We start from the raw sequence: 12,230 nt of genomic DNA on the forward strand, positions 1-12,230 counted from the left end.
GCCCGGCGCCTTCGGCAGGGCGCTGGATCGGCCTGGGGGCGGCGTTTGCCTACGCGGTGCTTGCCGGCTGGGGCGTGCCGGCGCAGCGCACCGTGCTCATGCTGGCCACCACCACGCTGATCGGCGCAGCGGGCCTGCGCTGGAGCTGGCCGCTGGTCTGGACGAGTGCAGCCGCGGTCGTGAGCCTGATCGATCCCTGGGCGCTGCTGCAGCCGGGCTTTTGGCTTTCGTTCGTCGCGGTCGGGCTGCTGCTCGCCTCGGGCGAAGCGCGCAGCCTGGTGCGAGCGAGCAGCGGCCTGGAGCCGACCGATGCGGCGCGCAAGCAGGGCGCCGTTTGGTCGCCACCGCAACAAGCGCAGGTCGATCAATTCGACCGCCACGTCGCGCTGGTGCATCCGCCGCGGTTCTGGCGCGGGCTCGGCGCGCGGTTGGGCCGCGTGACGGCCGGCGGCGTGCGGACGCAGGCCGTGGCCACGCTCGGCCTGGCGCCGCTGAGCCTGGTGTTCTTCCAGCAGCTTTCGGTGGTCGGCTTCGCCGCCAATCTCGCGGCGATCCCGCTCGTCACCTTGCTGATCACGCCGCTGGCGCTGCTGGGCGTGCTGCTGCCGGCGCTGTGGCCCTTGGCGGCCGCGCTCGTCGATGCACTCGATGCGCTGCTGCACGTGCTGGCGGCTTCGAGCGGTGCGGTCTGGTCGGTGGCCGCCGCGGCGCCCTGGGCGGTGGCATGCGGGCTGCTCGGCGGCGCGCTGGCGCTGCTGCCGCTGCCTTGGCGAGTTCGCTTGCTCGCTCTTCCGCTGGTGCTGCCGTTGCTCGCACCGCACGTGGCGCGGCCCGGCGAGCGGGCCTTCGAGCTGACCGCGATCGACGTCGGGCAGGGCACTGCGGTGCTGGTGCGAACCGCGCGGCACAGTCTGCTGTTCGATGCCGGTCCGCGCTACTCGGTCGAGTCCGACGCCGGCGAGCGCGTGCTGCTGCCTTTGCTGCGCTCGTTCGGCGAGCGCCGTCTCGACCTGCTCATGCTCAGCCACCGCGACACCGACCATGTCGGCGGCGCCGCCGCACTCCTGCGCGCACTGCCGGTGGCGGCCCTGGCCAGCTCGCTGGAAGCCGGTCATCCGCTGCTCGTCCTGGCCGGCGAGCAAGGCACGAGCGTTGACCGCTGCGAGGCCGGCCAACGCTGGGTCTGGGACGGCGTCAGCTTCGAGGTGCTGCACCCCGATGGGCCGATGCTCGACGCCGCCGTGTCGCGCAAGACCAAGCCCAACTCGCTGAGCTGCGTGCTGCGCATCGGCGGGCACTGGGGCGGTGCGGCGCGCAGCGTGCTGCTCAGCGGCGACATCGAGCGCGCCGATGAAGCGCAACTGGTCGCCCGCGACGCCGGCCGGCTTTCCAGCGAGGTGTTGCTGGTCCCTCATCACGGGAGCAAGACCTCGTCGAGCGCGCTCTTTTTGGACGCCGTGGCGCCGCGCGTGGCGGTGGTGCAGGCCGGCTACCGCAACCACTTCGGTCATCCGGCGGCCGACGTGCTGGCACGCTTCGAGGCCCGCGGCATTGCGGTGCTCACCAGTTCGCGTTGCGGCGCCTGGACGTACGGGCCGCGAGGCGAAAGCTGCCGGCGCGATGCGGCTCGCCGCTACTGGCACCACCCGGATGCCAGTGCGTTGCCGGTCGAGCCGGGCGAGGGCGTCGCGCGCGCGGCAGCCGCGCCGCCGTACGCCGAGTGAGTACAGAGGCCGAATCGGCGTCGCGATAGGCGGGGTGCCTGGGTGAGGTAATCACGTAGGGCAAGCCGACGCCGTATGCCTACAGTCGGGGCTTCGTCGTTCACCCTCAGAGGAGACGCTCATGCGTTTGACCCATTGCATCGCCGCCGTCGTGGCCAGTGCCGCCGCCCTGACCAGCATGGCGGTGTCCGCCCAGCAGCAGTTCATCAACGTGCTCACCGGAGGCCAGAGCGGTATCTACTATCCGATCGGCGTCGCGCTCTCGCAGGTGTATGCCAAGGCCATCCCCGATGTGCGAGCCACGGCGCAGGTCACCAAGGCCTCGGCCGAAAACCTGAACCTGCTGCAGGCCGGCCGCGGCGAGCTGGCGCTGTCGCTGGCCGATGCACTGTCCGACGCCTACAAGGGCAACGCCGATGCCGGCTTCAATACGCCGCTGACGAAGCTGCGCGCGCTCTCCGGCACTTACAACAACTACATCCAGATCGTCGCCAATGCCGACTCTGGCATCCGTACCCTGGCCGATCTGAAAGGCAAACGCGTTTCGGTCGGCGCGGCGCGCTCGGGAACCGAGCTCAATGCCCGCGCGGTGTTGCGCGCGGCCGGCCTGACGTACGACGATCTGTCCAAGGTCGAATACCTGCCGTTCGGCGAGTCGGTCGAGCTGATCAAGAACCGCCAGCTCGACGCCACCTTGCAATCGGCCGGCTTGGGCGTGGCCTCCATCCGCGACCTCGCAACGTCGGTCAAGATCGTCGTCATTGCGGTACCCGCCGATGTTGTCGCCAAGATCGGCAACGCGGCCTACCAGCCCGGTGTGATCCCGGCCAACACCTACAGCGGCCAGACGGAAGACGTGCCCACCGCGGTGATCGCCAACTTCCTCGTCACCCACACCGGTGTCTCCGACGATCTGGCTTATCAGATGACGAAGGCGATGTACGAGAACCTCGACTCGCTGTACGCCGCCCACAATGCAGCCAAGGCGATCAAGCGTGAGAACGCGGCGAAGGGCGCGCCCGTGCCGCTGCATCCGGGCGCGGAGCGCTACTACCGCGAGGTCGGCGTCATCAAGTAAGCCGCTGCACGGGCCGACCGGCCCACTGATAGCTCGCAGCTCCGGCGGCCTCGACACGATTCGGGGCCGCCTTTTTCATGACCTACGCTGATGAACCAATCACCCGCCGCCGCCTCAGCCGCCGCTACTGCCGCTACTGCCGCTACTGCCGCTACTGCCGCCCCTGACGCCCCTGACGCCGCCCTGCCTCGCGCCGTGTTCTGGGTCGCGATCGCGTTCTCGAGCTTTCAGATCATCACCGCGGCCTTCAGCCCGATCTCCAGCCAGGTGGTGCGCGCCATCCACGTCGGCTTCGTGCTGCTGATGGTGTTCGCGCTGTTTCCGCCGCGGCTGGGTCAGCGCAAGCTGGTGTCACTGGGCTGGCTGCTTGGGATCACGGGCTTCGTGCTGAGCTCTTATCACTGGGTGTTCGAGTCCGATTTGACGGCCCGTGCAGGCGAGCTGATTCCGGCGGACGCCGTCGTCGGCATCATCACGCTCGCGCTCGTGTTCGAGGCCGCACGGCGCGTCATGGGCTGGGCCCTGCCGGCCATTTGCGCGACCTTCCTCGCCTACGCCTTGTTCGGCGAGTACCTGCCGGGGACGCTGGCGCACCGCGGTTACGGCTGGGACCAGGTGATCGGCACGATGGGTTTCGGCACCGAAGGCATTTACGGCGTGCCGACCTACGTCTCCTCGACGTACATCTTCCTGTTCATCCTGTTCGGCGCCTTCCTGGAGCAGGCGGGAATGATCCGCCTGTTCAACGATTTCGCGATGGGCACGGTGGGCCACACGCGCGGCGGGCCGGCCAAGGTGTCGGTGATCACCTCGGGCCTGATGGGCACCATCAACGGCTCAGGCGTGGCCAACGTGGTGACCACCGGCCAGTTCACGATTCCGCTGATGAAGCGCTTCGGCTACTCGCCGGCGTTCGCGGGCGGCGTGGAGGCGACTGCCAGCATGGGCGGGCAGATCATGCCGCCGGTGATGGGCGCAGTGGCCTTCATCATGGCCGAGACGATCAATGTGCCCTACATAGAGATCTGCAAGGCGGCCCTCATTCCGGCCTTGCTGTACTTTTGCACTGCGTTCTGGATGGTGCATCTGGAGGCTGGGCGCAAAGGGCTGCTCGGCCTGGCCAAGGAGGAGTGTCCGAATCCGTGGACAGCGATCAAGGAGCGCTGGTATCTGCTCCTGCCGCTGATCGGCCTGGTGGCGCTGCTGTTCTCGGGCTACACGCCGCTGTTCTCGGGAACCATCGGCCTGGCGCTGACGGTCGTGCTCATCTTCGGAGCAGCGCTGCTCAGCGGCGTCAACCCGATGGCGCTGCGGATACTGTTCTGGGTGTTGCTGGGCATCGCCTGCGCCGGCTTCCTGGAGTTCGGCGTAATGGCGTTCTTCGTCGTCACGGTCGTGCTGATCGTGCTGCTGCTGCTGCGCCGCACCGGCGACGACGCCTTGCGGCTGGCCGTGCAGGCCCTGGCCGATGGCGCGCGCCACGCGCTGCCAGTGGCGATCGCCTGCGCGCTGGTCGGCGTGATCATCGGCGTGATCAACCTCACCGGGGTGGCCGCGGAACTCGGCGGGTACATCATCCTCATCGGCGAGAAGAGCCTGTTCCTCGCGCTGGTGCTGACGATGTTCGTGTGCCTGGTGCTCGGCATGGGCATCCCGACCATTCCCAACTACATCATCACCAGCTCGCTGGCCGCGCCGGTGCTGCTGGAGCTGGGCGTGCCGCTGATCGTCTCGCACATGTTCGTCTTCTACTTCGGCATCATGGCCGACCTCACGCCACCGGTGGCGCTGGCGGCCTTCGCGGCCTCGCCGATCGCCAAGGAGACCGGGCTGAAGATCAGCATCCAGGCGCTGCGCGTGGCGATTGCCGGCTTCATCGTGCCGTACATGGCGGTGTATTCGCCGGCATTGATGATGCTCGGCGGCGACTGGCTGGCCACGGTTTATGTGGTGTTCAAGGCGCTGGTGGCAATCGGCCTGTGGGGCGCAGGTGCCATCGGCTTCCTTGTCGGTCCGATGAACTGGGCCGAACGGGTGTTCGCGGTGGTGGCGGCCTCGTTCCTCGTGGTGGCGCTACCGCTGACCGACGAAATCGGCCTCGGCGCCGCGGCGCTGTTGGTGGGATGGCACCTGTGGCGCAACCGCGCGGCGCTCGCCCGGCGCGTGGCGGCGTGAGCGACGCGCTTGGCCGGGCGGGGGAAGGCTCGGTGCCGGGGCCGCACGGATGAGCGTGCTCGGTGTGTGCCTGGCGTTGGCAGCCGCGTCGGCCGAGGTCGTGTTCGTTCCGGCCCAGCGCTTTACGCTGGCCTGGACCCACTCGATCGAGAAAACGCGCTGGGAAGAGGACTACAAGGTCGATCTGCACGCCGGCACGCCGCGGCTGCGTGCCCTGAGCGCGCGCGTGCGCGGCTCCGGCGCCGGCATGGAGCCACCCCCCGACGCTGTCCTGCGCAAGGGTTGGTACGAGTACCAGGCGGGACAGCCGCTGCCGCCTCTGCGCCTGACGCGCTCGGCCTTCACGCCCGACTACGACTGGTGCGACGCCACCGGCTGCCGGCCGCTGGCCGCCTGGCTGCCGTCTGACGGCGGCGTGACCCTGCTGCATGCCTGCCGCGATCCCGCCGCCCGCTGAGCCCGCGGCGTAGGTCGAACGCCGGGCCAGCGCACGATTTCGCACGGCAGGCAACGCGCCCGCCCGGGTGCGGCGCTCTCGCGCCCCCGCTTGGCACAATCCCTGCTAAATGCTCGAAGCGCGGGAGACGCAGCAATGACGATGTACGACGAGATGCATGCGGCAGGCCGGCAGGTGCGCGAGCACTACCTCGGCTATGACCGTTGGCTCGCGGAACAGCCCCTCGCCGCCATGCAGCGCCGCCGGGACGAGGCCGAGATGATCTTTCGCCGCGTCGGCATCACCTTCGCGGTGCACGGCGCCAAGGGCGAGGGCGCTCAGCCCGACGATGGCGGCACCGAGCGGCTGATCCCCTTCGACCTCATCCCGCGCATCATTCCTGCGCACGAGTGGCATGAGCTCGAGCGTGGCCTCAGGCAGCGTGTTGCGGCGCTCAACCGCTTTCTGCACGACGTCTATCACGGCCAGGAGATCCTGCGCGCCGGCGTCGTGCCGGCCGAGCAGGTGCTCGGCAACGCGCAGTTCCGCGCCGACATGATGGGCGTCGACGTGCCCGGCGGCGTGTACTCGCACATCGCCGGCATCGACATCGTGCGTGCGGCGCGGCCCGACGGCAGCGGCAGCTACTACGTGCTCGAGGACAACCTGCGCGTGCCCAGCGGCGTGAGCTACATGCTCGAGAACCGCAAGATGATGATGCGGCTCTTCCCCGAGCTGTTCGGCGGCCACCGCATCGCGCCGCTGGCGCACTACCCCGACTTGTTGCTCGACACGCTGCGCTCGGTGGCGCCGGCGGGCGTGACCGAGCCGACCGTGGTGGTGCTCACGCCCGGCATGTACAACAGCGCCTACTTCGAGCACGCCTTCCTCGCCCAGCAGATGGGCATCGAGCTGGTCGAGGGGCAGGACCTGTTCGTGCGCGATCACCACCTCTACATGCGCACCACGCAGGGCCCGCGGCGGGTCGACGTGATCTACCGCCGCATCGACGACGATTTTCTCGACCCGCTGGCTTTGCGGCCCGACACCACGCTCGGCTGCGCCGGCCTGCTCGGTGTCTACCGCGCCGGCAACGTGACCCTGGCGAACGCCATTGGTACCGGCGTCGCCGACGACAAGTCGATCTATCCGTACGTGCCGAAGATGATCGAGTTCTATCTCGGCGAAAAGCCGATCCTCGAGAACGTGCCCACGCACCTGTGCCGCCATGGCGAAGACCTGAAATACGTGCTCGCGCACCTCGGTGAGCTGGTCGTCAAGGAAGTGCATGGCGCCGGCGGCTACGGCATGCTGGTCGGCCCGGCGGCGAGCAGTGCCGAGATCGCGGCGTTTCGCGAACGGCTTCTCGCCGATCCGGCCAACTACATCGCGCAGCCGACGCTGGCGCTTTCGACCTGCCCGACCTATGTGGCCAGCGGCGTCGCGCCGCGCCACATCGATTTGCGGCCCTTCGTGCTTTCCGGGCGGACCGTGCAGATGGTGCCGGGCGGCCTGACGCGCGTGGCGCTCGAAGACGGATCGCTGGTGGTCAATTCGTCGCAGGGCGGCGGAACTAAGGACACCTGGGTGCTGGAAGCCTGAGGAATCAAACATGCTGTCGCGCACCGCCGATCACCTGTTCTGGATGGCCCGCTACACCGAGCGGGCCGAAAACACCGCGCGCATGCTCGACGTCAACTACCAGATGTCGCTGCTGCCGCAAGCGCCCACCTCCTCGGAGCAGGGCTGGCGCGGCCTGCTCAGCATCTCGGAGCTGACGCACGACTACCACCGCCGCTTCGACAAGGTCGCCGCGCGCGAGGTGATGGACTTCATGGTGCGCGATGCGGGCAACCCCTCGAGCATCCATTCCTGCCTGAGCGCCGCGCGCGAGAACGCCCGTGCGGTGCGCGGCACGCTGACTACCGAGGTCTGGGAAACGGCCAACACGACCTGGCTGGAATTCAAGCGCCTGATCGCGGGTGGAACCTTGGCAAGCGACCCCTCCGAGCTCTTCGAGTGGGTCAAGTTCCGCTCGCACCTCTCGCGCGGAGTTACCTTGGGCACCATGCTGCAGGACGAGAGCTTTCACTTCCTGCGCATCGGCACCTTCCTCGAACGCGCCGACAACACCGCACGGCTGCTCGACGTGCGCTTTCATTCGGCGCAGGGCGAGTTTTTCGGTGTGCGCGACGACGGCAGCGAGCCGGCCGCGGCGGACTTTTATCACTGGAGCGCGATCCTGCGCTCCGTTTCGGGCTTCGAGGTTTACCGCAAGGTCTACCGCAACGTGATCCTGCCGGAGAAGGTCGCTGAGCTGCTGATCCTTCGCTCCGACATGCCGCGTTCTCTGGCCGCTTGCATGAACGAGGTGGTCAGCAACCTGCAATGCGTGGCCAACGAGCAGAGCGCGGACACGCTGCGCCGCGCCGGGCGCCTGCGCGCCGACCTGAGCTTCGGGCGCATCGATGAGATCCTGGCGACGGGGCTGCATGCCTTTCTCACCCAGTTCCTCGATCGCGTCGGCGATGTCGGCGTCGGCATCAGCCGCGATTTCCTCGTTCCGGGTTAAGGCTGCAACCTCGCGCGCACAAGCGCTGGCGTTGCGTCGAGCGGCCGGAAGCGGCGCATCGCTGCCGCGCTACTGCGTGGTGGGCCGGGTTTCAAGGGGGGCCGAGTGTGGGGAGCCCTCATAGCCCGGCACCGTCGCCCGGGCGACACTTCGGCCCCCTTGCAGGAGCGATGCGATGAAGCAGTTGGTCACGGTCGGCGTGGAGCGCTGGGCGAAAAAGAAGGTCACGCGTCGAGAGCGTTTCCTGGCGGTCATGGAGCAGGTGGTGCCCTGGGAACGGCTAACGCAAGCCGCCGAGCCCCATTGGCCACGCGAGCGCGAAGGGGTGCGCCCTCGCCCGTCGGTCGACCTGCCTTGCATGCTGCGGCTGTACTTCTTGCAGCGGTGGTATGCCTTGGCAGACGACGCACTGGAAGACGCGCTGCACGACTCCGGCGCGCTGCGCCGCTTCGTGGACATCGACTTCGATACCCAGAGCGTTCCATGCGCAAGCACGATGCTCGAATTCAGGCGTCTGCTCGAGAGCCAGTCGCTGCTGCGCACGCTGCTCGGCGAGATCGACAATTACCTGAGCCGCCAGGGCCTGCTCATGAAGCCCGGCAGCATGGCTGAAGCGGCCATCGTCGCGACGGACTCCACGCCCTTGCGTCGCTGCGGTTAGGCGCTTGGCTTTCATCGCAGGTCGTGGCCGAACGATCTTCGAACTTGCCATCCTTGACGCCCGATCGCTGGAGGAGCCGTTCATGAAGCCGTCGTCGTTCCGTCTCTCCGTCGCCGTTTGCGCGTCTGCGGCGCTCGTGCCGCTGGCCTTGTTCATGCCTCATGCCAACTCGCAGATCCAGGTGACTCCAAGCTACACGCCGATCGGCGCGGCCGCCGCCGGCAGCCCCACCATGGCGTGGTTTCACGATGCGGCTTCCGGCCGCGCCGTCGCCCGTCAGGCGCTCACCGCTGCAGGAGGCGGTCTTTCGGGCGTTCAGTGCGTGGCGGCAAAACTGCCGTGAAGCGCTCGAAGCAAAGCTGAGGCTGCAGCCGGTTTTCCTTCGGAACACCCTGCGCAAAGGTCAGACGCTAATCGTGAAGCTTCGCGTAGGCGCCGTTTGAGGCTCATTTATTACGGCGGTGGGCGAGCCCCTGGCATGACTGACCGCCTCCGTGATTGCCTGACACCCCGCTGCTGACCGCCGAGTTTCGGCGTTCGCGTCGAGCCCGACCTCGCTCAGACGTTGCTCGTCGCACGCACCTCGTCGATCGTGGTCATGCCCTGCAGCACCTTCTCGATGCCGTCCTGACGAAGCGTGTGCATGCCTTCGCGCAGCGCTGTCGCCTGTAGCTCTTCGGCGCGCGCGCCGGTTTGAACCAGGCGCCGTATCTCGCGCGAGACCGGCATCAGTTCGTGGATGCCGTGGCGGCCGCGAAAACCCGTGCTGGCGCAAGCGGGGCAGCCCGCGCTTTCGAAGTGCATCAGCCGCCCGTCCTTGCCGAAGCGGCCCAGCCATTCGCTGCGCAAGGCCTCGCGCGCGGTGGCCGAGCCCGCGGCCTCTTGCACGAACAAGTGATCGTCGAGCAGCTCCTCGCACTCGGTCTCGGTGAGGGGCCGGCTGGTGCGGCAATCCGCGCACAGCTTGCGCACGAGGCGCTGAGCCGCTACTAGCAGCAGCGCGTCGGCGAAGTTGAAGGGATCCATGCCCATGTCGAGTAGCCGGGTCACCGTTTCCGGCGCGCTGTTGGTGTGCAGTGTGGAGAGCACCAGGTGGCCGGTCAGCGAGGCTTCGATAGCGGTGCGGGCGGTCTCGCCGTCGCGGATCTCGCCGACCATGATCACGTCCGGGTCGGCGCGCAGAAAAGCGCGCAGCGCCTTGGCGAAGGTCCAGTCGATTTTGCTGTTGACCTGCACTTGGCGCAGGCCGGGCTGGGTGATCTCGATCGGGTCTTCCGCCGTCCAGATCTTGCGCTCGGGCACGTTGATGTGGCTGAGCGCCGAATGCAGCGTGGTGGTCTTGCCCGAGCCGGTGGGCCCGACGCACAGCACCAGGCCGTAGGGCCGCTCCATCGCCGTCTTGAGCTGCGCGAGATGGCGCTCGCTCAGGCCGAGCTTGCCCACCGCCACCGGCTTGGCCGAGGTGAGCAGGCGCATCACCACGTCTTCCAGGCCGTTGTTGGTGGGGATGGTGGCCACGCGCAACTCGAAGCGGTGCTGCGCCGAGAACCTGGTGAAATTGATCTTGCCGTCCTGCGGCTTGCGGCGCTCGGAGATGTCGAGGTCGCACATGATCTTGATGCGCCCGATGATGGCGGCGCGGTAGGTGTGCGGCAGCTCGAGATACGGGCGCAGCATGCCGTCCTTGCGGAAGCGGATCTTGAGCTTGTCCTTGCCCGGGTAGTTCTCGATGTGGATGTCGCTGACGCCCTGGTTCCAGGCCTCGATGATCATCGTGTGGATCAGCCGCACCAGCGAGTTGTCGCTCTGCTCGATGGGCTGCTCGTTCTCGTTCTTGACGCGGTCTGCACCCTCGCGCTCCAGGCTCTCGACCAGCTTGCCCGCATCGGCCGGCTCGAAATCGAAGCCGCTCGCGTCGATCGGGCTCCCATAGCTGCCGGCCACTTCGACGCCGACGCGCGCATAGGCACCCGGCAACGCGGCGTTGATCTCGCTGCGGGAGGCCAGCACGGGCGCGATCTTGCATTGACTCGCGAACTCGAGCTCGTCGATCGCGGCGCGCCGCGAAGGATCTTCCATCGCCACGACCAGCGTGGCGTCGCGCAGCAGCAGTGGCAGGGCGCCCAAGCGCTGTGCGGTCGGGTAGGGCAGCTTCCTCAACGCGTCCGATTCCATCGGGAAGGCGGTGGCGTCGACGATGGGATAGCCCATCTTGCGGGCCAATGCGGTCTGCAAGTCGGTGCGCGACACGCAGCCCAGGCGGATCAGCAGCTCGCCGATGGGCACGCCGCGGTCGGCCTTTTGCTGCTCCAGCGCCCGGTCGAGCTCGGTCGGGGTGATGAGTCCCAGCGCGATCAGCGCCTCACCGATGCGCACCATCGGCATCTTGCTTTGCTGCTCGATCGCCGCCACCAGTTGATCCGGCGTGACGATGCGCTGGGTCACCAAAATGTCGCCGAGCTTTTGCGTGCGCAGCTGGCTTTGAATGTCGGCCGCCTCGGCCACTTGCTCGGGCGTGGCGGCTTGGCTTTCGACCAGCAGCTCGCCCACCCGCGGGCCGATCTCGCGGCTGGCGAGCGCCCCGGCCGGCACGAACAAGCGCGTGACGCGGCCGCTATCGCCCGTAGGCGGAAACAGGAACAGGCCGAAATCGGTCTCGACGTGACCGATGGTCTCGCCTTCGAGCGCCGCGCCGGCCTTGAACACCAGCCGAAAGCGGCTGCGCGGGCGGTGGTCGAGCACGGCGGCATGCGGGTCGTCGCGGCGCGCTGCGGTGGGTGAGAGCGGCTCGGTCAGCGCCAGGCTGCGGAACTGCCCGAACTGCAGGGGCAGCGTCGTGCGTGCCGGCGGCACCTGCACGTTGGCGAGCTGCTGCTCCGGCATGAAGAGCATGAGCCGGCCGCTGACCGTCTTGCCGTTGAGCCCTTCGATGGCGCAGGGCTCGGGCCGGGTCTGCTCGGTGGCCGGCGGATAGGCGGCGAAGGGGGGTGTCGGCCAGGAGAACTCCCCGGGGCGGGCTGCCGCAGCGGGAGAAGGCGACGGCTCGGACAGCGGCGCCAGCGTGAGGTTCAGGGGCGGTAGCGAAAGGTCGGTCATGTGCGGTGTCCAGTCTGGGCCGGCCTCGATTGGCGCGCGATGCCCGAGAAGGGCCCGTCGTATCCTAGGCAGCCGGGCCCGGCGCAAAGCGCGCAAATGCGCCATTCGCCGCCGCCACTTCCGGCCTTGCCGCTGCCGTCGGCGGACCGGACCAAGAGCGATGCACATGTCCACACGAGATCCGAATTCGACCGGCTGGCAGTTCTGGATCGACCGCGGCGGCACCTTCACCGATGTGATCGGCCGCTCGCCCGGCGGCGAACTGCACACCGCCAAGCTGCTGAGCGAGAACCCGGGGCACTACGACGACGCTGCGGTCGCCGGCATCCGGCAATTGCTCGGCGCAGCGCCGGGCGAGGCCCTGGACGCCGGGTGCATCGCCTGCGTGAAGATGGGCACGACGGTCGCCACCAACGCGCTGCTCGAACGCAAGGGCGAGCCCACCTTGCTCATCACCACGCGTGGTTTTCGCGATGCACTGCGCATTG

At 68.1% G+C, this 12,230-nt stretch carries 10 protein-coding genes; 9 read left to right on the plus strand and 1 reads right to left on the minus strand.

Annotated elements, in window-relative coordinates:
- The 8 genes from H0W38_RS06640 to H0W38_RS06675 form a co-directional block, all read left to right on the plus strand.
- The coding region (locus H0W38_RS06640) for a DNA internalization-related competence protein ComEC/Rec2 (protein WP_292452305.1) at window positions 1-1,724 on the plus strand (1,724 nt) is incomplete at its 5' end.
- Window positions 1,725-1,845: 121 nt separating this feature from the next.
- Window positions 1,846-2,802, plus strand: a complete 957-nt coding sequence (locus H0W38_RS06645) for a TAXI family TRAP transporter solute-binding subunit (RefSeq protein WP_292452306.1) — start codon at window positions 1,846-1,848, stop codon at window positions 2,800-2,802.
- Window positions 2,803-2,892: 90 nt separating this feature from the next.
- Window positions 2,893-4,977: a TRAP transporter permease gene (locus tag H0W38_RS06650; protein ID WP_292452308.1), complete on the plus strand. Its 2,085-nt coding sequence runs from the start codon at window positions 2,893-2,895 to the stop codon at window positions 4,975-4,977.
- Window positions 4,978-5,026: 49 nt separating this feature from the next.
- Window positions 5,027-5,434: a DUF1850 domain-containing protein gene (locus H0W38_RS06655; protein ID WP_292452310.1), complete on the plus strand. Its 408-nt coding sequence runs from the start codon at window positions 5,027-5,029 to the stop codon at window positions 5,432-5,434.
- 135 nt (window positions 5,435-5,569) lie between these two features.
- On the plus strand, window positions 5,570-7,015 hold the full coding sequence (locus H0W38_RS06660) for a circularly permuted type 2 ATP-grasp protein (protein WP_292452311.1): 1,446 nt from the start codon (window positions 5,570-5,572) through the stop codon (window positions 7,013-7,015).
- 10 nt (window positions 7,016-7,025) lie between these two features.
- Window positions 7,026-7,985, plus strand: coding sequence for an alpha-E domain-containing protein (locus H0W38_RS06665; RefSeq protein ID WP_292452313.1), 960 nt, complete (start codon window positions 7,026-7,028; stop codon window positions 7,983-7,985).
- Between the two features lie 175 nt (window positions 7,986-8,160).
- A complete protein-coding gene (locus H0W38_RS06670) occupies window positions 8,161-8,646 on the plus strand; it encodes a transposase (RefSeq protein ID WP_292452314.1) in 486 nt (161 codons plus the stop codon).
- Window positions 8,647-8,650: 4 nt separating this feature from the next.
- Entirely contained in the window at window positions 8,651-8,989 is a 339-nt protein-coding gene (locus H0W38_RS06675) for a hypothetical protein (RefSeq protein WP_292452315.1), read from the plus strand.
- A 215-nt stretch (window positions 8,990-9,204) separates the two neighbouring features.
- On the opposite strand, the gene H0W38_RS06680 is transcribed toward H0W38_RS06675, so the two are convergent.
- A complete protein-coding gene (locus tag H0W38_RS06680; RefSeq protein ID WP_292452316.1) occupies window positions 9,205-11,742 on the minus strand; it encodes an ATPase, T2SS/T4P/T4SS family in 2,538 nt (845 codons plus the stop codon).
- Between the two features lie 166 nt (window positions 11,743-11,908).
- Here H0W38_RS06680 and H0W38_RS06685 point away from each other — a divergent pair.
- A partial coding sequence (locus H0W38_RS06685) for a hydantoinase/oxoprolinase N-terminal domain-containing protein (RefSeq protein ID WP_292452318.1) occupies window positions 11,909-12,230 on the plus strand: 322 nt, incomplete at its 3' end.

The organism is Methylibium sp. (assembly GCF_013817365.1).
Taxonomy (GTDB): domain Bacteria; phylum Pseudomonadota; class Gammaproteobacteria; order Burkholderiales; family Burkholderiaceae_C; genus Methylibium.